General features: G+C 67.6%; 20 protein-coding genes and 1 tRNA gene. 7 read left to right on the top strand and 14 right to left on the bottom strand.

The window, feature by feature from the left end:
• Window position 1: 1 nt before the first annotated feature.
• Both KAK88_RS02740 and argH read right to left on the bottom strand, forming a co-directional pair.
• Window positions 2-232 (bottom strand): hypothetical protein, encoded by a 231-nt coding sequence (locus tag KAK88_RS02740; RefSeq protein WP_066628127.1) that lies wholly within the window; start codon window positions 230-232, stop codon window positions 2-4.
• Window positions 229-1,668 carry an argininosuccinate lyase gene (gene argH, locus KAK88_RS02735; RefSeq protein ID WP_431307202.1) on the bottom strand — a complete coding sequence of 480 codons (1,440 nt, stop codon included), beginning with the start codon at window positions 1,666-1,668 and terminating at the stop codon, window positions 229-231. Before argH ends, KAK88_RS02740 begins: the two co-directional genes overlap by 4 nt.
• On the opposite strand from argH, the gene KAK88_RS02730 reads away from it, so the two are divergent.
• Window positions 1,667-2,332: a TlpA family protein disulfide reductase gene (locus KAK88_RS02730; RefSeq protein WP_242077778.1), complete on the top strand. Its 666-nt coding sequence runs from the start codon at window positions 1,667-1,669 to the stop codon at window positions 2,330-2,332. The two genes, argH and KAK88_RS02730, sit on opposite strands and share 2 nt — an antisense overlap.
• Before the next feature lie 6 nt (window positions 2,333-2,338).
• Here the strand turns inward: KAK88_RS02730 and KAK88_RS02725 are convergent, their stop codons facing one another.
• Together KAK88_RS02725 and KAK88_RS02720 are read right to left on the bottom strand one after the other, a co-directional pair.
• Window positions 2,339-2,650 (bottom strand): hypothetical protein, encoded by a 312-nt coding sequence (locus tag KAK88_RS02725; protein WP_091750925.1) that lies wholly within the window; start codon window positions 2,648-2,650, stop codon window positions 2,339-2,341.
• A 76-nt stretch (window positions 2,651-2,726) separates the two neighbouring features.
• Window positions 2,727-2,803 (bottom strand) — tRNA-Met (locus KAK88_RS02720).
• Between the two features lie 188 nt (window positions 2,804-2,991).
• Between KAK88_RS02720 and KAK88_RS02715 the strand changes: the two genes are divergently transcribed.
• From KAK88_RS02715 to KAK88_RS02700, 4 genes are all read left to right on the top strand, one after another.
• Window positions 2,992-4,227, top strand: a complete 1,236-nt coding sequence (locus tag KAK88_RS02715) for a PQQ-dependent sugar dehydrogenase (protein WP_242077777.1) — start codon at window positions 2,992-2,994, stop codon at window positions 4,225-4,227.
• Between the two features lie 58 nt (window positions 4,228-4,285).
• On the top strand, window positions 4,286-4,507 hold the full coding sequence (locus tag KAK88_RS02710) for a hypothetical protein (protein ID WP_039243873.1): 222 nt from the start codon (window positions 4,286-4,288) through the stop codon (window positions 4,505-4,507).
• Window positions 4,508-4,711: 204 nt separating this feature from the next.
• Window positions 4,712-5,917, top strand: a complete 1,206-nt coding sequence (locus KAK88_RS02705) for an acetyl-CoA C-acetyltransferase (RefSeq protein WP_161639913.1) — start codon at window positions 4,712-4,714, stop codon at window positions 5,915-5,917.
• A gap of 17 nt (window positions 5,918-5,934) precedes the next feature.
• The gene (locus KAK88_RS02700; protein ID WP_242077776.1) at window positions 5,935-8,127 is read left to right on the top strand and encodes a 3-hydroxyacyl-CoA dehydrogenase NAD-binding domain-containing protein; all 2,193 of its coding nucleotides are present in this window, start codon (window positions 5,935-5,937) and stop codon (window positions 8,125-8,127) included.
• A 413-nt stretch (window positions 8,128-8,540) separates the two neighbouring features.
• Here KAK88_RS02700 and recA read toward each other — a convergent pair whose 3' ends face one another.
• The 7 genes from recA to KAK88_RS02665 all read right to left on the bottom strand — a co-directional run bounded on the left by recA (window position 8,541) and on the right by KAK88_RS02665 (window position 16,011).
• Complete coding sequence (recA, locus tag KAK88_RS02695) at window positions 8,541-9,623, bottom strand: recombinase RecA (protein ID WP_242077775.1); 1,083 nt, start codon at window positions 9,621-9,623, stop codon at window positions 8,541-8,543.
• A gap of 169 nt (window positions 9,624-9,792) precedes the next feature.
• Window positions 9,793-11,433 carry an MHYT domain-containing protein gene (locus tag KAK88_RS02690; protein ID WP_242077774.1) on the bottom strand — a complete coding sequence of 547 codons (1,641 nt, stop codon included), beginning with the start codon at window positions 11,431-11,433 and terminating at the stop codon, window positions 9,793-9,795.
• Between the two features lie 79 nt (window positions 11,434-11,512).
• Window positions 11,513-13,363, bottom strand: coding sequence for a M20/M25/M40 family metallo-hydrolase (locus KAK88_RS02685; RefSeq protein ID WP_242077773.1), 1,851 nt, complete (start codon window positions 13,361-13,363; stop codon window positions 11,513-11,515).
• Between the two features lie 65 nt (window positions 13,364-13,428).
• Window positions 13,429-14,379, bottom strand: a complete 951-nt coding sequence (locus tag KAK88_RS02680) for a right-handed parallel beta-helix repeat-containing protein (RefSeq protein WP_242077772.1) — start codon at window positions 14,377-14,379, stop codon at window positions 13,429-13,431.
• Complete coding sequence (locus KAK88_RS02675) at window positions 14,379-15,176, bottom strand: phosphatase PAP2 family protein (RefSeq protein ID WP_242077771.1); 798 nt, start codon at window positions 15,174-15,176, stop codon at window positions 14,379-14,381. Before KAK88_RS02675 ends, KAK88_RS02680 begins: the two co-directional genes overlap by 1 nt.
• Entirely contained in the window at window positions 15,173-15,670 is a 498-nt protein-coding gene (locus tag KAK88_RS02670) for a hypothetical protein (RefSeq protein ID WP_242077770.1), read from the bottom strand. The genes KAK88_RS02675 and KAK88_RS02670 overlap by 4 nt, the downstream gene beginning before the upstream one ends.
• A gap of 77 nt (window positions 15,671-15,747) precedes the next feature.
• The gene (locus KAK88_RS02665) at window positions 15,748-16,011 is read right to left on the bottom strand and encodes a ribonuclease (protein WP_242077769.1); all 264 of its coding nucleotides are present in this window, start codon (window positions 16,009-16,011) and stop codon (window positions 15,748-15,750) included.
• A 103-nt stretch (window positions 16,012-16,114) separates the two neighbouring features.
• Between KAK88_RS02665 and KAK88_RS02660 the strand changes: the two genes are divergently transcribed.
• Window positions 16,115-17,119 (top strand): LLM class flavin-dependent oxidoreductase, encoded by a 1,005-nt coding sequence (locus KAK88_RS02660; RefSeq protein ID WP_242077768.1) that lies wholly within the window; start codon window positions 16,115-16,117, stop codon window positions 17,117-17,119.
• Here KAK88_RS02660 and KAK88_RS02655 read toward each other — a convergent pair.
• Window positions 17,116-18,087, bottom strand: a complete 972-nt coding sequence (locus KAK88_RS02655; protein WP_242077767.1) for an alpha/beta fold hydrolase — start codon at window positions 18,085-18,087, stop codon at window positions 17,116-17,118. The two genes, KAK88_RS02660 and KAK88_RS02655, sit on opposite strands and share 4 nt — an antisense overlap.
• Before the next feature lie 47 nt (window positions 18,088-18,134).
• Between KAK88_RS02655 and KAK88_RS02650 the strand changes: the two genes are divergently transcribed.
• On the top strand, window positions 18,135-18,971 hold the full coding sequence (locus tag KAK88_RS02650) for an aldo/keto reductase (RefSeq protein WP_242077766.1): 837 nt from the start codon (window positions 18,135-18,137) through the stop codon (window positions 18,969-18,971).
• Here KAK88_RS02650 and KAK88_RS02645 read toward each other — a convergent pair.
• Window positions 18,968-19,369 carry an HIT domain-containing protein gene (locus tag KAK88_RS02645; protein ID WP_431307212.1) on the bottom strand — a complete coding sequence of 134 codons (402 nt, stop codon included), beginning with the start codon at window positions 19,367-19,369 and terminating at the stop codon, window positions 18,968-18,970. The genes KAK88_RS02650 and KAK88_RS02645 overlap by 4 nt on opposite strands.
• Window positions 19,366-20,259 (bottom strand): SIMPL domain-containing protein, encoded by an 894-nt coding sequence (locus KAK88_RS02640; RefSeq protein WP_242077764.1) that lies wholly within the window; start codon window positions 20,257-20,259, stop codon window positions 19,366-19,368. Before KAK88_RS02640 ends, KAK88_RS02645 begins: the two co-directional genes overlap by 4 nt.
• Between the last annotated feature and the right edge of the window lie 76 nt (window positions 20,260-20,335).

Raw genomic sequence — 20,335 nt, 5'->3', positions numbered from 1 at the left:
CTTACCGCGGGTCGTTCTGGGCGGCGCCGGCGCCGATCGGGTTGGACGGGCCGCCGTCGATCGGCACGCTGCTGGACGGACGGTTCATGGTCGCCGGCTCGGGCAGACCCGGCGCACGGCTGCTGCGCGGCGCACGCTCGGTCTCGCGCACCGGCGATTCCAGATCAGCCATCCGGCCGCAGGCGGAGGTCAGAAGGGCAAGCGCGCCCGCGACGATGAGTGTCTTTTTCACAGGCGGTCTCTCCAGTCGGCGATGCGCGCACGGACCTGTTCCGGCGCGGTTCCGCCATAGCTTTGGCGGCTTTGGCACGAAGCCTCGGCGGTCAGCACCTTGTAAACCGCTTCGGTGATCCCCGGCTCCAGTTTCTGCATTTCTTCCAGCGGCAGTTGCGACAGATCCACGCCCAGCGTCTCTGCCTGTTTGACCGCCGCTCCCGTCACATGGTGCGCCTTTCGGAACGGCAGGTTGAGTTCGCGCACCAGCCAATCGGCCAAATCCGTCGCGGTCGAAAATCCCGCGCCCGCCGCCTGGGCCATCCGCTCGGTATTCGGTTGCAGCGCCGATACCATCGCCGTCATGGCGACCAGGGCCAAGTCCAGGGCGTCGAACGCCTCGAACACCGGCGGCTTGTCCTCCTGCATGTCCTTGGAATAGGCCAGCGGCAGGCCCTTCATCACCGTGGACAGGGCGACCAGCGAACCCATGATCCGCCCGGTCTTGGCCCGCACCAGTTCGGCGGCGTCGGGGTTGCGCTTCTGCGGCATGATCGACGAGCCGGTGGTCAGGTCATCGGGCAGTCTGGCGAAACCGAACATCGGCGTCATCCACACCACGATCTCCTCGGCCAAGCGCGACAGATGCCCCGCGGTGATCGAGGCGGCCGCCAGGCTTTCCAGCGCGAAGTCGCGGTCCGACACGGCGTCCAGGCTGTTGGCCATCGGCCGGTCGAATCCCAGATCCGCCGCCGTCGCCTGACGATCGATGGGGAAGGGCGAACCGGCCAGGGCCGCCGCCCCCAGCGGGCTTTCGTTCATCCGGGCGCGGGCGTCGGCGAAACGTCCGGCGTCGCGCCCGAACATCTCGACATAGGCCATCAGATGGTGGCCCAGGGTCACGGGCTGAGCCGTCTGCAAATGGGTGAAGCCGGGCATCAGGTCGCCGGCATGCTGTTCAGCGCGCGTCAGCAGGGCGCCCTGCAAGGCCCTCAACTGCGCCACCGAGCGATCGCAGGCGTCGCGGACCCACAGGCGGAAATCGACCGCGACCTGATCGTTGCGGCTGCGCGCCGTGTGCAGCCGGCCGGACGGCTCGCCGATCAGTTCATTGAGGCGCGCCTCCACATTCATGTGGATGTCCTCGAACTGATCGCGGAAGGGGAAGGTCCCGGCCTCGATCTCGGACTGGATGGCGTCCAGCCCGCCCAGGATCGCGTCCGCATCGCCCTGCGCAATGATGCCCTGCTTGGCCAGCATGCGGCAGTGGGCCCGTGACCCGGCCAGATCCTGACGCCACAGGCGCTGGTCAACGCCGATGGAGACGTTGATCGCCTGCATGATCTCGGCGGGGCGCGACGAAAAGCGTCCGCCCCACATGTCTTGACCCGCGGGCTTCACCGGCGCAGTCGAACCGCCGGATGGATTGGCGTCGGAAGAAGGTGTTTCGGTCATGAGCGGCTCAAGAAAGGCGATCTGGGCGGTCGTCGGCGCGGTCGTCGTCGTCAGCACCATCGCCGGCGCCGGCGGCATGGCGATGTCGCTATACGCCAATCATCGCCAGAAGGCGCAAGTCGAACAAACCACAACCGCCGCTGCGGCGCCAAAAAGCGACCTGGCGCGCTTCGCGGTCGGATCCCTGGCCGCGCTGTCGACCCCGGCCGAGGCCAAGTCAGCGCCCGAATACGCGTTTCGCGACCGCACCGGGACGGCCGTTCGTTTCTCGGTATTTCAGGGAAAGGTCGTGGTCGTGAATCTTTGGGCGATGTGGTGCGCGCCGTGCAAGGCGGAGATGCCCACGCTCCAGGCGCTGGCGAAGGCTTATGAGACGAAGGAGGATCTGGTTGTCCTGCCGATCAATGTCGACGCCACGCCCGACGCCGCAGCCGAGGCGAAACGCTTCTTGGCCGACCACGCGCCCCTGCCCTTCTACAGCGACGTCAAGTTCCAGTTGCCGTTCGAGTTTCCCGGCAAGGGCGCCATGCCGCAGACCATCGTCCTGGACCGTCAGGGCCGCATCCGCGCAGTCATGAGAGGCGAGGCGGACTGGTCCAGCCAGGAAGCCCGCGCCCTGATCGATGCGATCCTAGCGGAGGGCGCAGCGCCGCCCCCCGCCTGATCGACTTCAGTTGTTATTGGCCGGCACGCGCTGATCGGTCGCGGGATTAATCGCGCCCGGCTTGCCCTCGGCCGCCGCTTCCGCCTGTTCGTTTTCCAGCTTGTCGGCGACCTTGCCGGCGCCGCTCTCGACCGCCTGCGCCGCCTTCATCGCGCCGCCCTCGATCACTTCGCCGGCCTGAGACGCCACATCGGCCGTCTTGTCGGCCGCAGCCTCGGCATGCGCCTCGGTCTTTTCCTGCTCGGCCTGGGTGCAGGCGGCCGCGCCCAGCGTCATTGCGGCGACGGCCGCCATCAGGGCTTTGGTTCGGATCGTCACGACGAAACTCCGGTCAAGGTTGAAAGCTCGACCGAAAAACGCAGCACAACGGCGCAGGTTGCAGTCAGGCGTGAGGTGGTGACTGGAGGCGGGATCGAACCGCCGACCTGTGGGTTATGAATCCACCGCTCTAACCATCTGAGCTACCCAGTCCCGGACCCTGCGCGCGGCCGGGGCCAGCGCGAAAGAGGCGTGCCTATATCGCCGTCGGGCGCGCGGTTCAAGTCGTCTCGGACCAGAACCTGCGGCGATAGAGCGCAAGACGCCTTGCGGCAGGAACGGTAACGCTGGCCTCGCCGTTTCCTAACGACTGCCCTGAGCCCAGCCGGAGTTCGCTCTTCATGCGCTTGATCGTCGCCGCCGCCTCGACATCCCTGCTCGTTCTCGCCGCCGCCTGTGGCGCAAATAGCGAAAGCCCCGGCGCTGCGCCTCAGGCCGGGGCCCCGCTGGAAACCCGTCCGGCGAACAATCCCGATCAGCAACCGGCCTTCGCCGGCCAGACCCGCGCGCCGGGCGTCAAGACCGAACAGGCCATGACCCACACGGTGGTCGCCTCGGGCCTTGTCCACCCCTGGGGTCTGGCGGCCCTGCCCGACGGTCGCTGGCTGGTGACTGAAAAGCCGGGCCGTCTGCGCATCATCACCGCCCAGGGCCAGGTCGGCGAACCGGTCACGGGCCTGCCCGCCGTCGATGCGCGCGGTCAAGGCGGCCTGCTGGACGTCGTCGTCGGACCGAGCTTCGCGCAGGATCGTATGATCTATTGGAGCTATGCGGAACCCCGCGAGGGCGGCAACGCCACATCGGTCGCGCGCGGGCGTCTGTCGGACGACGGATCGCGCGTCGAGAACGTCCAGGTCATCTTCCGCGCCTTGCCCGTCTATGACGGCGACAAGCATTTCGGGTCGTCCCTGGCCTTCACGCCGGACGGCAAGCTGTTCATCACCCTAGGCGAACGCTCGGACAAGCCGATGCGGCCCCAGGCGCAGGATCTGGGCTCGCACATGGGCAAGACCATCCGCATCAACGCCGACGGCACAGTCCCGCAGGACAACCCCTTCGTCGGCCGCGCCGGCGCCCTGCCGGAAATCTGGAGCCTTGGACACCGCAACGTTCAGGGCGTCGCCGTCCAACCGAGAACGGGCGCCATCTGGACCATCGAACACGGCACGCGCGGCGGCGACGAGGTCAATCTGGACAAGGCCGGCGCCAACTACGGCTGGCCGGATGCGGCCTACGGGGTCGAATATGCGGGCGGCGCGATCAACAGCGGCGCGACGAAAAAGGACGGCACCGAACAGCCCGTCTATTACTGGGATCCGGTGATCGCGCCCGGCGGCGCCACCTTCTATCAGGGCGCTATGTTCCCCAGCTGGGACGGCAACCTGCTAGTCGCAGGCCTGAAGGAAAAACATATCGCGCGTCTGGTCATCCAGAACGACCGGGTGGTGGGTGAAGAGCGCCTGCTGACGGACCTGGGCGAACGCATTCGCGACGTGGCGGTCGGCGCCGACGGATCGGTCTGGGCCATCACCGACGAGCAGAACGGCAAGCTGGTCAGGCTGGCCGCAGCGCAGTAGTCTTCGAGGGCCGGGGGGCTATGCGGAGCGGTTGACGCTCCAAAGGGAGCACCAAACCATGCGTATCCTCATCCTTTCCGCCGCCGTCGTCCTGCCGCTGCTTTCGGGCTGCGGCACGATGGGGGCGACCAATAGCTATCAGCAGGAACTGAACGCCCTGGAAGCGGCCTGCACGCGGGACCAAGGCATTCTAACGCCGACGGGCGTTCAGACCGGGCGTCCGCAGACCGAGTACGCCTGCAAGATCACCGGCGCAGCCACTCGTATTCCGCCGCGCTGACCGCGGGCGCTCGGCCGGCGTTCCCACGCTCTCATACCGTCAGTCCGTCGAAGCATCCGCCTCAAGCGGCCGCGATCACGCGGCTTATTACTTGACGTTGACGTAAACGTAGGGTTCTTGGCGTCCACGCTTGGAACCGCCCTGTCCGTCGTGCCGCGACCTGCCGCACGTTGAGGATGGGCCCAAAGATGGAGACGCACTTCCATGGCTGACGCCTATATCTACGACGCCGTCCGCACGCCGCGCGGCAAGGGCAAGAAGGACGGCTCGCTGCACGAGATCACCGGCCTCAGCCTGGCGACCCAGGTGCTGGAAGCCCTGCGCGACCGCAACGACCTGGACACCTCCAAGGTCGATGACGTCATCCTGGGCTGCGTCACGCCCGTGGGCGAACTGGGCGCCGACATCGCGCGCACCGCCGTGCTCTCGGCGGGATGGTCGCAATATACGGCCGGCGTCCAGATCAACCGCTTCTGCGCCTCGGGCCTGGAAGCCGTGAACATGGCGACGGCCAAGGTGAAGTCCGGCGAGGCCGACTTCGCCGTCGGCGGCGGCGTCGAGGTCATGAGCCGTGTGCCGATGGGTTCGGACATGGGCGCCTGGCCGACCGACCCCTCCTCGGCCTTCCCGACCTATTTCGTGCCGCAGGGCGTCTCGGCGGACATGATCGCCACCAAATACGGCTTCAGCCGCGACGACGTGGACGCCTATTCGGTCGAAAGCCACAAGCGCGCCGCCAAGGCCTGGGCCGAGGGCCGGTTCAAGAATTCGGTGATCGGCGTCAAGGACCAGCTGGGCCTGACCATCTTGGATCATGACGAGACGATCCGTCCGAACACGGACATGCAGGCGCTCGGCGGCCTGAACCCCTCCTTCGCCATGATGGGCGAAATGGCCTTCGACGGCGTGATCAACCAGCGCTACCCCGAGGTCGAACGCGTCAATCACGTCCACACGCCGGGCAACTCGTCCGGCATCGTCGATGGTTCGGCCGGCGTGCTGATCGGTTCGCTGGAAGCCGGCCAGGCCCTGGGCCTGAAGCCGCGCGCCAAGATCCTGGGCGGCGCCTCGATCGGCTCGGAGCCGTCGATCATGCTGACCGGCCCTGAATATGTGACCCGCAAGCTGCTGAACAAGCTGGGCATGACGCCCGACGACATCGACCTGTGGGAGCTGAACGAGGCCTTCGCCGCCGTCGTCCTGCGCTACATGCAGGCGCTGAACATCGACCACGCCAAGATGAACGTGAACGGCGGCGGCATCTCGATGGGCCACCCGCTCGGCGCCACCGGCGCCATGATCACCGGCATCGCGCTGGACGAGCTGGAGCGCTCGAACAAGTCGACCGCTCTGGTCACCCTGTGCATCGGCGGCGGCATGGGCACCGCCACCGTCATCGAACGCGTCTGATCCGGGAGCAAATGGATATGGAAAACTTCAAGATCGACGTCGACGCCGACGGCATCGCCCTGATCACCTTCGACGTTCCGGGCCGTTCGATGAACACCCTGACGTCCTCGGTGATGAAGGAAATCCCCGAACTGGTCGAACGCATCAAGACCGACGACGCCATCAAGGGCGCCGTCATCACCTCGGGCAAGGCCTCGGGCTTCTGCGCCGGCGCGGACCTGGGCGACATGGCCGGCGGCGTGCTGTCGGGCGGCGGCGACCTGCAAAAGGCGTTCGACGCCGGCTGGAAGCTGAACGGCGCCTTCCGTGCGCTGGAGACCTCGGGCAAGCCGATCGCGGCCGCGATCAACGGCCTGGCTTTGGGCGGCGGCCTGGAGTTCACCCTGGCGGCCCACTACCGCGTGGTCGAGAACGACAACAAGATCCAGCTGGGCCTGCCCGAGATCAAGGTCGGCCTGTTCCCCGGCGGCGGCGGCACCCAGCGCCTGACCCGTCTGGTCGGCGTCCAGAGCGCCATGATGGCGATGAGCGAGGGCAAATCCTTCCGACCAAACGACGCCAAGGGCGCCGGCATCGTCCATGAAGTCGTCGAAAAGGGCCAGTCGGTCGAGGCCGCCAAGGCTTGGATCAAGAACGGCGGCAAGGCCGTCCAGCCCTGGGACGAGAAGTCGTTCAAACTGCCCGGCGGCGGCCCCTATCACCCGGCCGGCATCCAGAACTTCATGGTCGGCAACGCCATGCTGCGCAAACAGTCCTACGGCAACTATCCGGCCGTGGTGAACCTGATGAAGGCCGTTTACGAAGGCGCTCAGGTGCCGATGGACGCGGCCCTGCGCATCGAGACCCGCTACTTCATCAAGACCCTGATGACGCCGCAGGCCCAGGCCATGATCCGTTCGCTGTTCCTGTCCAAACAGGAACTGGACAAGGGCGCCGTTCGCCCGGCCGGCGTGCCGAAGTCCGATCCGAAGAAGGTCACCGTCATCGGCGCCGGCATGATGGGCGCGGGCATCGCCTATGTGCAGGCGCTGGCCGGCATCGAAACCATCCTGATCGACCAGACTCAGGAAGCCGCTGACAAGGGCAAGGCCCACGTCGAGGAACTGCTGAAGAAGCGCCTGTCGCGTGGTCAGCTGACGCAGGAGAAGTATGACGCCCTGCTGGGTTCGGTCACGGCGACGACCGACTATGAGCTGATCAAGGGTTCCGATCTGGTCGTCGAGGCCGTGTTCGAAAACCGCGAGATCAAGGCTGACGTGACCAAGCGCGCCGAGGCGCAACTGGCCGAGGGCGCCGTCTTCGGCTCCAACACCTCGACTCTGCCGATCACCGGCCTGGCCGAGGCCTCGGTGCGGCCCGAGGACTTCATCGGTATCCACTTCTTCTCGCCCGTCGACAAGATGATGCTGGTCGAGATCATCCTGGGCGAAAAGACGGGTCAGGCCGCCATCGCCAAGGCGCTGGACTATGTGCTGAAGATCAAGAAGACGCCGATCGTCGTCAACGACAGCCGTGGTTTCTACACCTCGCGCTGCTTCTCCACCTTCCTGATGGAAGGCATGGCGATGCTGGAAGAGGGCTACGGCCCGGCCCTGATCGACAATGTCGGCCGCATGACCGGCATGCCGCGCGGCCCGCTGGAGATGCACGACGACGTCGCCCTGGACCTGTCCTACAAGATCGCCAAACAGACGGCGCTGGACCTGGGCGACAAATATGTCCCGTCGGAAGGCGCCGACATCGTCGCCAGGATGGTCGAGGGCGGACGCTTCGGCCGCAAGAACGGCAAGGGCTTCTACGACTACGATCAGAAGCCCAAGACGATCTGGAAGGGTCTGGGCGAACTGGCCCCCACCACCAAGGGCATCGACCAGCCGGAAGAGCCGACGGCCTTCGCCCAGATCGACGAGCTGAAGACGCGCCTGCTGTATCGTCAGGCTGTCGAAGTGGCCCGTTGCTGGGAAGAAGGCGTCATAGACGATCCGCGCGAAGCCGATCTGGGCGCCATCCTGGGCTGGGGCTTCGCGCCCTGGACCGGCGGTCCGATCAGCATGATCGACGGCATCGGCCTGGCCAAGTTCGTCGAAACCGCAGATCGTCTGGCCGCGACCTACGGCGACCGCTTCAAGGTCCCGCAGTTGCTGCGCGACATGGCCGCGAAGAACGAGACCTTCTACGGCAAGTTCGCCCCGGAGAAGGCCGCCGCCTGATCGGTCACGGACATCCATACAAGATGGGACGGGCGACCTTCGGGTCGCCCGTTTTCGTTTGGCCCACCTTTCTTTCGTCATTCCGGGCTTAGGGCCGCTTGGCCCGAAGACCCGGAACCCAGCGGCGCGCGAGAGCGTGAACCTGTCGTGGATTCGATCTTCAGCCGTCGTGCGGCGGAAAGATTTCACCTTCGGCGCCGCTGGGTTCCGGGTCTCCGCTACGCTGCACCCGGAATGACGAAAGAAACGTGGGCCAAACCAAAAAAGACCCGCCCGACACGAGGTCGAGCGGGTCGCTCCGCCGCCCTTCGCGGGGTCAGTGGCGGGTCGCTAGGGGCGACGGAGTAGCGGTGAAAAGACCGGACCGAGACCGGGATGAACTCCGACAGTCCGCCCAGCCTCGGAGGCTGGCGTCAGCCTTCCAGGTCCTGGCCTTCGTCCGGCTCGGGCGTGCCCAGCAGTTCGTCGGCGATCTTGTTGGTCGAGGCGCGCACGTTCTTTTCGATCGAGGCGGCGATGTCCGGGTTCTGTTTCAGGAACTCGCGCACATTCTCGCGGCCCTGACCGATCCGGGTGGAGTCATAGCTGAACCAGCTGCCCGACTTCTCGATGATGCCGGCCTTGACGCCCAGGTCGATGATCTCGCCCAGCTTGGAGATGCCCTCGCCGTACATGATGTCGAAGATCACCTCGCGGAACGGCGGGGCGACCTTGTTCTTGACCACCTTGACCCGGGTGGTGTTGCCGACCACCTCGTCGCGGTTCTTGATCGCACCGGTGCGGCGGATGTCCAGACGCACGGAGGCGTAGAACTTCAGCGCATTCCCGCCCGTCGTCGTCTCGGGCGAGCCATACATGACGCCGATCTTGTGACGGATCTGGTTGATGAACAGCACGATGCATTTCGACTTGGAGATCGAGGCCGTCAGCTTGCGCAGCGCCTGGCTCATCAGGCGCGCCTGAAGGCCCGGCAGGCTGTCGCCCATTTCGCCCTCGATCTCGGCGCGCGGCGTCAGGGCCGCGACGGAGTCGACGACCACGATGTCCACGGCGCCCGATCGGACCAGCGTATCCACGATTTCCAGCGCCTGCTCGCCCGTGTCGGGCTGCGACACCAGAAGATCGTCCAGATTGACGCCCAGCTTCTGGGCGTAGACCGGGTCCAGCGCGTGTTCGGCGTCGACGAAGGCGGCGACCCCGCCCTTCTTCTGCACTTCGGCGACGGTGTGCAGGGCCAAAGTCGTCTTGCCCGAGGATTCCGGGCCGAAGACCTCGATCACCCGCCCGACCGGCAGGCCGCCAATGCCCAAGGCCATGTCCAGGCCCAGCGAACCGGTCGAGACGCTCTCGATCTCATTCACCTGCCCGGCCTTGCCGAGCTTCATCACCGAGCCCTTGCCGAAGGCGCGATCGATCTGCGCGATCGCCGCCTCCAGGGCGCGTTGCTTGTCGCCGTCGTCCTTGCCCACCAACTTGAGTGCCGCCTGTGAAGCCATTGCCTTCGTCTCCCTTGCCATGATTCCTGTCATTAAGCTTGGGAGAGACCCGCCTGGACCCGCCCCCGTTTCGTGAGGCCGACTATGTGCATGGTTTGTTCCGGTTCACAAGATGTTCTCGCTGATCAAAACGAGAACATCCAAATCCTGCGACCGTTTTTGACGTAGGCTAGAGCGGAAGCCGGAGGCTGAAACTGGCGCCCCCCGGGTCGTAAGTCATGACCGCCGAGCCGTGCAGCGAACGGTTGATGGTCGAGTCGATCAGGACCGAGCCGAAGCCCTTGCGCTGAGGCGGCGACACCGCCGGCCCGCCGCTTTCGACCCAATCCAGCAGCAGATGGCCTTCCGCCACGGACCAGTCGACCCGCACGCAGCCCGAGGCGTTCGACAGGGCGCCATATTTGGCGGCGTTCACCGCCAGTTCGTGAAAGACCATGCCCATGCCCAGGGTCTGCTGCGCGTTCAGCTCGACGGCCGGACCGGTCAGGCGAACCTGTTCCTCGGCATAGGGGGCCAGTTCCTGAGCCAGCATGGCGCGCAGATCGACACGCTCCCAATTCGCGGCCGTCAGCAGGTTCTGCGTGTTGGACAGGGCCACGAGCCGCGCCTCGAACAGGGCGGTGAAGGTGGCGACATCCGGCGTGCGCCGCGCCGTCTGGTGGGCGATGGACTGCACCGTGGCCAGGGTGTTCTTCACCCGGTGATTCAGTTCGTTGATTAGCAGTCGCTGCAAGCGTTCGCTGTCGGCCAGGGCGGCGAAGGCCTCACGGCGATCGGTGATGTCGGTGATGACGCCCGACATCTTGATCGGCCGGCCCGAACGACTGCGGATCAGGCGCCCCCTCAGATGGATCCAGCGGCCCGAGGCCGGCAGACGCCATTCCTGATCATATTCGCCCTCGCCCGCCAGGGCGCGCTCCAGCGCCTGACGATGCAGCGGCAGATCCTCGGGCGACAGACGGTCGCCGATCTCGGTGGCTCCCAGACGGCTATCCGCGTCGATGGACAGGATTTCGCGCGCGCGGCCTGACATCATCGTCGTCTTCATCGGCAGGGTCGCTTCCCAGAAGCCGATGCCGCCCGCGTCCACGGCCGCCAGGACATTGGCGCGCTGATCCACGATCGAGGCGCCCAGCGCGAGAAACAGCAACGTCACCGCCCCGGTCGTCACCGCGACCGCCAAGACCACCGGCGACGCTCCGCCCTCCACCGGCCCTGCGTCGGCGATGGGGGTCAGGATCAGGGCCGCCATGCCGACATGGTGCATGGACACGATGGCCAGACCCAGGATCACGGCGGCGACCGCGCGCCAGGCCAGGCTCCGCTCCTGGCGGGCCGCAATCAGGGCGGCATAGGCGGCGGCGACCGCAACCAGCACAGACAGGGCGACAAGCACGGGCTGGTAACTCAGGACGGCGTTCATCCGCATCGCCGCCATCCCGACGTAGTGCATGGCGACGATGGACCCGCCCATCAGCAAGGCCGCCGGCGCTAGTCGCAAGGGGCTGGCCTGCGCCGTCCCCGCCGTCAGGAAGGCCGCGGATGTGCCGGTCGTCGCCAGCAGGAAGGAGACCAGCGTCAGGCCGGGATCATAGAAGACGGGTCCTTCGGCCTCGAACCCCAGCATAGCGATGAAATGCATCGACCAGATGCTGACGCCCAACGCCAAGGCGGCGACGCCCAGCCAGCGCAACCTTGTCCCACCGATCTGGTCACGGGTTCGGTTGAACAGATCCAGAGCCGTCCACGCGCCCAGGATCGCAATCGCCAATGACAGGACGGTGAACGGATTGACGTGAAGATGGTGCAAGCGCGCCGAGGCCCCCAGAAACAGCAGCGGTATGCTTAGCCGGGTTTCATCGCTCGGACGACTGCGAAACGCATCCGGATCAAGCGACCAACCTGGCCCCCACGGCGACCACAACAGCCAGCGCCAGGCTGGCGGCGGCGAAGATCGGCAAGGCCCGCCCCGATCGAGGCGCCACCGGGCGGACCAGCATCGCGATCATCAGGGCGATCGGCCCCACCGCGCCAGGCATGTCCATGCCGACGCCCAGGAAGACGCCGTGCCCCTGAACCAGCAACCACCCGCCGACCAGGGCTGTGGCGACGACGGCGGGTGCGAAGGACGCCCACGAGCCGAAGCGGGCGCCGATCACCGCCGTCGACGCGGCCGCCAGGGCGGCGATCAGACCGGGCCACAGCAGCAGGAAGGCGGCTTCCGCCGCCGCCGCCTGCACCCCGCCGCCCAGGATCAGGGCCAGGACGATCAGCCCCAGCCAGCCGCCCCAGACGGCGTCTGCGTCCTGCGGTTTTGGCCGCGTCAGGCTGAGCGCCAGAGCGATCACCGTCGCCCCCAGGACCGGCAGGCTGAAACCGCCCAGCGCCGCTGAAAGTGCGAATGCGGCCAGTATCACTCCAGCTGCGCCCCATTGGCCCAGCAGGCGTCGCCCCGCGGTCAGCATCAGAATCAGGCCGAGCATGGCCAGGGCCACGGCGATTTCGAGAACCGGCAGGCGACGCAGCAAGGTGTAATAGAGGTCGGCGGAATCCACGCGACGGCCGATCGGCCCGGCCAGGACGCGCACCGCCTGTCCCACCACCACCGCACTGGCCAACAGCCACAGGCCATCCGTTGCGCCGCGTACGACCGACAGGGCTCTCAAGCCCGTCGCATGGCGCGCGCCCCAGGCGGCGAAGGTCGTGGCTAGGGCCCCCGCGATCAGCAGCAGCCAGCCGATCGCCGGCGAATGCTGCACGACGAACAGGCCAAAGACGTCGGCATAGACGGCGTTCTGCGTCGCCTGCGGCAGGGCTGGCGCCCGCAGAAGGTCATCGGCCATTTCCAGCGCCTGGGAGCCGATATGCTGCACGCTGCCCTGATCCAGCGCCTGTGGCGTCGAGGACGGCGAATGGTACTGCGCCGGGCGGCCGATGAAGGCCAGATTGATCCCCGCCAGCTTGCGATCCGCCGCCACGGTGAAGTCCGTGCCATTGGGCATCAGCCGATAGACGAAGATGGCCAGGGCGTTGCTGGACGGCCCGCCCGTCGCCCTTTGCGTCGCCTGGGCGTAGCGCGCGATGGTCTGGGCGTTGCCGGGTCCGGTCTCGAACATCATGGCGCGCCCGCCGCCGCCCCGCGCCTCCAGATTGATCACCGCGCCGATGTCGTCACGCAGCGGATGTTCGCTGAAGAAGGCCCGCGCCCCGTCCAGATTCAGTTCTTCGGCGTCGGTGAACAGGACCACCAGCGTCCGCTCTGCCCCGCCCCGCGCCTTGATCGCGCGCACGGCCTCCAGAATGGCGGCCACCCCGGAGGTGTCGTCGGCGGCGCCGGGCGAGGTCGGCGAGGTGTCGTAATGCGCCATAATGGCCACGGCAGGCAGGGCCGAATTCCGTCCCGGCAGGACGCCGATGACATTGACGGCCTGGACGCCGCCCGCATTTCCACCCTCCCGCTCGAGCCGCGCGACGGCGGCGGGCGACAGGGCGCCGGTCTGCAGGCTGGGCTGAAGCCCCAGCGCCGTCAGCCTTTGGACCAGATAGGTCTGAACCTGCCGATGTTCGGCCGAACCGACGGGATGCGGCGCTCGTGCGATCCGGTTCACGTCCATCATCGCGCGCGCGGCCGAGAACTGGACCGCAGGCGTCGAGGCGGGCAGGGGTTTGGGCGTCTGGGCGGCCAGCACCGCCAAACCGATGGCCGCCGCCAGGGAGGCCAGAAACAACACCCAACGCATATCCAATCCCCCGATCGCTCTGTCCCGCAATCATCCCCGAACCGCCGGTGTGCGCAAGGCCTCGATCAGCGTCGCACGATGTTCCGCGCCGTCAGATTGCCCGTGGCCCCGTCGCCGTCGTCCGCGCTGGACCCGAACGGCCAGCCCCGGTCGTCGCCGCAGTAGCGTCGCTCGCCCTCACGCGACCCGATCACCACCGCGCGCGGCCGCAACCAGCCCGCGCCGGTGAACAGATTGTCCGTAATCTGATTATAGGACGGCGTCTGGTGGCGGATCACGCCGTCCTCGCCGCAGTTGCGGTACAGAAAGACCCCGCCCCTGCCGTGCAGCGCCAGACGGTTGCCGACGATGCGGTTGGCGCCCGACCCGTCCACCGCGATCTGTTCGCGCCCGGTGCGAATATCGAAATCGTTGTCCTGGATCAGCGCGCCTGCGCTCTCTCCGTCCAGATAGACGGCGGTGGCGGTCGAGCGCCCCGTAAAGCGGGATCGCGTCACCGTGGTGCGCGTCACCCCCGGCCCGATATAGAGGGGGATGGTCCCCACGCCCTCGAACCGAATCCGATCCAGGGTGACGCGGATTGGCGCGGCGAACTGGGCGGCTTGCGTGTGCCCCGCGGTGCGTGACGAGGCCAGCAGGTCGCGCATCGATCCGCCCGCTCCCATGCCCCAGATCCGTACATTGCCGACGACGGTGCAGTTTCGGATCGTCACATCGACCGGTCGCGACCACCGATCGCCCTCGCGGCGGGACCAGACGGCGAGGGTCGGGGCGGAGGTTGTCGCCGGGCCCGGCGCGCGGATCGTCCCGCCCCCGCAATCCAGTGACGCGCCTGAGCCTTCCGCGCCCTCGATCAGCACGCGGCGGCGAATATCGACGCCCGACAGATCGGCTTGGCAGGTCAGGCGATACGGCTGCGTCGATGGCGCCGTCAGCGCCGCCACCTCTTGCGGCGTGCACGGTCTGTCGGCCGGCGCCTGAAAGGTCAGCAAGGCCAGGGCCAGCGCCGCCGTCATCAGGGCAGAGGAATCGCTAGGGCCGCGCGCTCGGCCGCGCAGCCAGGATTGGTCAGGCCGCTGCGACGCGCAGCCGCCAGCTCGCCCCTCGCCGCCGCCATGTCCGCCTGGAAGGCCGGGCTGGCGACGGCTCTGGCCGCAACATCTCGCCCGATCTGTTCGCCGACCACGACATCGGTCGGATAGTGCATGGCGCAAATCAGGCGGCTGACCCCGATCTCATGGCTGATCCGGCGCACGGCCTTCGCCCGGTCCGGCTCCAGCGCCGCAAAGGCCTCGCCATAGGCCGTCGCGACCGCTGCGCTGCCGGACGGATAGGAGGCGCTGCGTTTCGCAGCCGGTGTCAGGGTCTGGCAAGCGCGCCGGTCGGGATCGTCGCCGACCGGCCGCAAACGCGCCTGGCGCGCCTTGACGCGTTCGGCCGCACTGTTCGCATCGTGGAAGATCCGCGCCATCACCCGGTCCAGCGCCGGCGTCTCGGCCGACCCCATACGAACACCCAAGGCGCAATCGAAATGTTGCAAGGCCAGGGGCGGACGCAGCTCGGCATGGGCGGTAGCGAGCAGCCAACGGTCGCCGTCCTCCAGCGCGACAAGCCGCGCCGAGGCCGCCTTGTCCGCTATGTCCGCGACGGACCCGGGAGCCGGGGCCGGCGGGACGGCATTCGCCAATTGGACGACAACTTCATCGCTCAGATAGCCTTTAGCCGGCATCGCGCCGTCCGGCTTGGGCGCACCGGCGCACCCACCGGCCAGCAGGATCGCCGTCGCCGCGCCCAGGGCGGCGACCCGCTTCACTGACCGGCGCTCCAGCCCAGCTGGACCGAGGTCACGCCGGTCTCGGTCGGCGTGGCGACGACCTGCAGCGAGGCGCCGTTCACCGCGTCCGCCGCCGCGCCATAGGCGCGCGTGTCGCCCTGGTTCATTCCGGCGACGGACCGCAGGCCCGCCTGCTCGGCGCGCTCGCGATAGAAGGCGACGACATCGTCCGGCGAGGCGGTGGTGGTGAAGGTCACCAGGCCGCCCGGCCCAGCCTCGCCGCCGGCGGCCAGCGGCTGTCCGTCCACCTGTGCGCCGGGATACACGACGGCGAAGGACGGCGGCCCGTCGGCGGCGGCGGGCGCAGCCCCTCCTACGACGGCGGGCGCTTCGGCTGCGGGAGGCGCCGCATCGGCGACGGTCGGCGCCGACGCTTCAGGCGCAGCCTTGGCCTCGACCGGTTGGGCCGAGCGATCACATCCTGCGAGGCAAAACAGAACCACGACGGCGGGGGCCGCCAAGCGAAGCGTCATCGAAAGGTCGTCCTTGGACCGATGGAAGGTCAGAGCGCCACCGTGGCGCATGGTTGCGGCGGCGGCAAGGCGCCCGCTCAGTCTGCGGCGTCGTCTTGGTCCTTCGAGCCTTCCTTCGCCAGCCGGTCGTTGATCTCGGCGGAGTCGGGGTCGTCATCCGTGCCTGCTGCCGAACCGCCGCGCAGCGAGCCTGCCCGCGTGTCCGATCCCGAATCGCTGCCGTCCAGCGCTTCGATCAGCGTATCCGCCTTGTGACCCAGATCCGGCTTTTCGCCCATGTCGGCGGCCTCGCGGGCGTCGTCGCAATCCGGTTCGGGCTTGGGGGAATCGGTGTCGGTCATGGCGCATCGCTCCGCTTATCGAGATCAGTTTAAAGCGCCTGATCCGGTCGCGGTTCCAGACCCTCGCCCTTGAACCCAGAGGCACAGACCCGATCTAGGCGTCATGATCCCGTTTTCAGTTCTCGACCTCTCCCCCATCGTCGAAGGCGGCGACGCCCGACGCGGCCTGGATGAAACCCTGGCCCTGGCCCAGGCGGCCGATCGACTGGGCTATGAGCGGTTCTGGCTGGCCGAACATCACAATATGCCCGGCATCGCCAGCGCCGCCACCGCCATCGTCATCGGCCATGTCGCGGCGGGGACCGAGCGCATTCGCGTCGGCTCCGGCGGCGTCATGCTGCCCAACCATGCGCCTCTGGTCGTCGCCGAACAGTTCGGCACGCTGGAGACCCTGTTCCCCGGCCGGATCGATCTCGGCCTGGGCCGCGCGCCCGGCACGGACGGCGCCACCGCCCGGGCGCTGCGCCGCTATTTCGAAGGCGCAGACCAGTTCCCGCGCGACGTGGTCGAGCTGATCCAGTGGTTCGAGCCGGCGTCTGAAAACCAGCCCGTCCGCGCTGTCCCGGGCGCCGGCCTGCGCGTGCCGATCTGGCTTCTGGGCTCCAGCCTGTTCAGCGCCCAGCTCGCGGGCCAGCTCGGCCTGCCCTACGCCTTCGCCAGCCATTTCGCGCCCGAACTGCTGCTGGAAGCTCTGGCGCTCTATCGCCGCGAGTTCGTGCCTTCGGACCGCCTGGCCAAGCCCCACGCCATGGCCGCGATCAACGTTTTCGCCGCCGACACGGACGCCGAGGGCGTGCGCCTGTCCACGTCGATGCAGCAGAGCTTCGCCCGCCTCTCGACCGGCAAGCCGGGCAAGTTGCCGCCGCCCGTCGACGACATCACCGCGATCCTGACGCCGCAGCAGATCGCGGGCGCCAAGGGCCGCCTGCTCTATTCCGCCATCGGCGGTCCGGAGACCGTCAAGCGCCAGCTGACCGACTTCATCGCCCTGACCGGCGTGGACGAGCTGATGGTCACCGGCATGATGTTCGACAACAACGCCCGCATCCGCAGCCTGGAGATCGTGGCCGAGGTGCGGGATCAGATGGCGACGAAACAGGCGGCCTAGAGGCCCTTCAGGAAATCCAGCAGCAGGCGGTTGATCTCGTCCGACCGTTCCTGCTGGATCCAGTGACCCGCGCCCGGCACGACCACCGAGCGGATCAGGTTCGGCGCCCAGTCCTTCAGGCCCGCCTCATGCCCGCCGGCGTAATGGCGCACCGGGTCGTCCTCGCCGACGATGAACAGGGCGGACGGCGTGATCTTCTGGTCCTGCACGAAGGCCGTCCGCGACCAGTTCAGGTCCATCACCCGATACCAGTTCAGGGGTCCTTCGAACCCGCTGGCTGAGAAGACCTGCACATATTCGTCGAAATGCGCCTCGGTCATCCACGGCGGTAGGGTCGCATCGTCGGCGATGGTGTCGAGCAGGGCCACGCCGTCGGGCATGAAGCCGGTCGATCTGCGCTCAGCCGGCGTCGCGCCGTCATAGGCGTAGAACAGTTTCCTCAGCGCCATCGTCGGATCGGCGTCCAGCGCGCGGTGCGCGTCCGGCGCCTGGAACCGGCTGATGTAGAGGTCGCCCAGCCCGGCCCGTTTCGAGATGGCGGCCATGGCGGCGGTGGGCGGTCCCTTGGGTCGGCGCGGCTGGAACGGCACCGACAGGCCCGCCACCGCCGTGAACAGATCGGGTCTCAACAGGGCGCAATGCCACGCCACCGGCGCGCCCCAGTCATGCCCGACGACGATGCAGGACACCTTGCCCAGCGCGCGGACCAGATCGACCATGTCCCCGACCAGATGCAGGATGGAATAGGCCTCCACTCCCTCCGGCTTGTCCGTCCCGCCATAGCCGCGCATGTCCGGGGCGACGACATGATAGCCCGCCTGCGACATCGCCTCGACCTGAGCGCGCCAGCTGATCCCCAGTTCTGGAAAGCCGTGGATCAGCAGGACCAGCGGCGCGTTGTCATCCTCGAACCCGGCCTCCAGAACCTGTTGGACCAGACCGTCGGTGTTGATATGCCGGGTTCGCATCGCTTCCTCCGACGGCGTCTTCGCCGCTCATTATCGTCAGGACGGACATGACCCGCCTCGTCACCTTTGCGGACGGTACGACCGTTCCCGCCCTCGGCCAAGGCACCTGGGAGCTGGGCGACGACCCGGCCTGGCGCGATGAGGAGCAGCAGGCCCTGGCGCGCGGCATCGACCTGGGCATGACCCTGATCGACACGGCCGAACTGTACGGCGACGGCCGCTCGGAGCGGCTGGTGGGAGAGGTCATCGCCGGACGCCGCGATGAGGTCTTCGTGGTCTCCAAGGTCCGGCCCGAGAACGCGTCGGAGATGAAGATGATGCTAGCCTGCGAGAAGTCGCTGGAACGGCTCGGCGTCGAGCGGCTGGACCTCTACTTGCTGCACTGGGAAGGCCATGTTCCGCTGGAAGAGACCATCGAGGCCTTCCGCGATCTGGTTGACGAGGGGATGATCGCCCGCTGGGGCGTGTCCAACCTGGACCTGCGCGCCATGGAGCAGTTGATGGAGATCGAGGGCGGCGAGGACTGCGCCGCCAATCAGTTGCTCTATAATCTCGCCTCGCGCGGCGTGGAGTTCGACCTCTTCCCGTGGATGCAGGCGCGCGACATGCCCATGATGGCCTATTCGCCGCTTGGGCGCGGCGAACTGCTGGAACAGCCCCTGATCCGCGACATCGCCAATCGCCATTCCGCCAGCCCGGCCCAGGTGGCGCTGGCCGCCGTCCTGCGCCACGACGGCGTCATCGCCATCCCCAAGGCCAGTTCCATCGATCACGTCGAGGCCAACGCCGACGCCTTGGAGATCCAGTTCGATCTGGAGGATCTGGAACGGCTGGATGCGGCCTTCCCGCCCCCGAAACACGCCGTGCCGCTGGATATCATCTAGCTTCCGGCAGCGATCGCCAGCCTGCGCGCCCGCTCATCGTCTGTATACGGAACAACCGGCCCGCGACCCCAGACGGGATCGGGCCAAAGACCGTCGTCGCGGCGGCGGCCGACCACATGGACATGCAGTTGCGCCGTCACATTGCCGATGGCGCCGACGTTCAGCTTTTCGACCGCGCCCAGTCGTCGAACCAGCGCCCCGGCCCGCACCGTCTCCTCCATCAATGTAGCCCGCTGTTCGACGCTCAGGTCCTCCAGCTCCACCGCGCCCTCGACGCGCGGAATCAGGATCAGCCAGGGAAAGCGGGCGTCGTCCTGCAACCGCACATGGCACAGCGGCCATTCGGCGGCGGCGACCGATCCGGCCTCGAAGGCGGGCGCGACCTCAAACCCCATCAGTTCAGTCCATAGATGACGCAGGCGCTGTCGGTCATCACCTGCAACGGGGGTTGCAGCGCCAGCCGCGCCGCCTCGATCTGGGCTTCGCTGGGCGCCCCTCCTCCGGGCGGAGGGGGCGGGGCTGGCGGCGCGGCATATTCCATGCGCGCTTCCGACCGCGACCCCGTCACCACGATGTCGTCCACCGTCGTCTCCTGCCCGCCGCCTGCGGCGTACGAAGGCCAGCCCGCCAGCACGTCCGTCTGACAGACCCGGCCCGACGGATCGATGATCTTGACCCGGCCCAGGGTCGCGCCCGCATTGGTCGCCGCCGCCTCGGCCCGGCGGCGCGCATCCTTCATCGCCTCGGCCTGCAGATTGGCCTTCCAGCTGTTGTCCGGCTCCAGGTTGAAGTTCACCTGTCCGATCGCGGTCGGACGCGAGGCCACGATAGTCGCATAGACCCGCTCAATCAGGCGCACGTCGCGCACCGTCACATTGACCGAAGCGTCGGCCTGATAGCGGGCCACGCGGTCAGCGCGGGTGTTGTCGCGCATCACCCCGTTTTCGTCGCGGTACTGGTCATAGAGCGGGCGCGTGGTGACGCTGGTCTCGACCCGCACCTTGTCGGCGCCATAGGCCGACAAGGCCTGGCTCAGCGCCCGCACCTGATCGGCGGCGGCGCGCGAGGCCTCGGCGACGCTGCGGTCCACCGACTGGAAGCTGGCCGAGACGAAGGCGCGGTTGGCGGGAATTTCCACCCGCACCTGGCCGAGCGACGCGATCACCGGATCACGCATCCACCAGGGCGCTGGGATATAGCGGTCGCCGATCGTCGCGGGCGGCGTCTGGGCCAGCGCAGGCGCGGCGACCGACGCCAGCAGCAGGGCGAAAGCGAATGAACGGCGCATCGAGGTCCTCCGGTTGTCGCCGGACCTTCGCAAGCCTGACCAAGGCCGTAAAGCGAGGTTCTTGCGACAGCCGCGC

The organism is Brevundimonas diminuta (genome assembly GCF_022654015.1).
In the GTDB taxonomy this organism is placed as follows: domain Bacteria; phylum Pseudomonadota; class Alphaproteobacteria; order Caulobacterales; family Caulobacteraceae; genus Brevundimonas; species Brevundimonas diminuta_C.
The sequence above is the reverse complement of the archived record's forward strand: the minus strand, read 5'-3'. Positions and strand labels throughout refer to the sequence as shown.

Excerpts from the sequence above, each read along its gene's own strand:
- KAK88_RS02685 (WP_242077773.1), bottom strand. The coding sequence starts at position 13,363 with ATGCGTTGGGTGTTGTTTCTGGCCTCCCTGGCGGCGGCCATCGGTTTG.
- KAK88_RS02710 (WP_039243873.1), top strand. The coding sequence starts at position 4,286 with ATGCGTATCCTCATCCTTTCCGCCGCCGTCGTCCTGCCGCTGCTTTCG.
- KAK88_RS02650 (WP_242077766.1), top strand. The coding sequence starts at position 18,135 with ATGACCCGCCTCGTCACCTTTGCGGACGGTACGACCGTTCCCGCCCTC.
- KAK88_RS02670 (WP_242077770.1), bottom strand. The coding sequence starts at position 15,670 with ATGACGCTTCGCTTGGCGGCCCCCGCCGTCGTGGTTCTGTTTTGCCTC.
- KAK88_RS02660 (WP_242077768.1), top strand. The coding sequence starts at position 16,115 with ATGATCCCGTTTTCAGTTCTCGACCTCTCCCCCATCGTCGAAGGCGGC.
- KAK88_RS02665 (WP_242077769.1), bottom strand. The coding sequence starts at position 16,011 with ATGACCGACACCGATTCCCCCAAGCCCGAACCGGATTGCGACGACGCC.
- KAK88_RS02655 (WP_242077767.1), bottom strand. The coding sequence starts at position 18,087 with ATGCGAACCCGGCATATCAACACCGACGGTCTGGTCCAACAGGTTCTG.
- KAK88_RS02705 (WP_161639913.1), top strand. The coding sequence starts at position 4,712 with ATGGCTGACGCCTATATCTACGACGCCGTCCGCACGCCGCGCGGCAAG.
- recA (WP_242077775.1), bottom strand. The coding sequence starts at position 9,623 with ATGGCTTCACAGGCGGCACTCAAGTTGGTGGGCAAGGACGACGGCGAC.
- KAK88_RS02640 (WP_242077764.1), bottom strand. The coding sequence starts at position 20,259 with ATGCGCCGTTCATTCGCTTTCGCCCTGCTGCTGGCGTCGGTCGCCGCG.
- argH (WP_431307202.1), bottom strand. The coding sequence starts at position 1,668 with ATGACCGAAACACCTTCTTCCGACGCCAATCCATCCGGCGGTTCGACT.
- KAK88_RS02730 (WP_242077778.1), top strand. The coding sequence starts at position 1,667 with ATGAGCGGCTCAAGAAAGGCGATCTGGGCGGTCGTCGGCGCGGTCGTC.
- KAK88_RS02680 (WP_242077772.1), bottom strand. The coding sequence starts at position 14,379 with ATGACGGCGGCGCTGGCCCTGGCCTTGCTGACCTTTCAGGCGCCGGCC.
- KAK88_RS02715 (WP_242077777.1), top strand. The coding sequence starts at position 2,992 with ATGCGCTTGATCGTCGCCGCCGCCTCGACATCCCTGCTCGTTCTCGCC.
- KAK88_RS02700 (WP_242077776.1), top strand. The coding sequence starts at position 5,935 with ATGGAAAACTTCAAGATCGACGTCGACGCCGACGGCATCGCCCTGATC.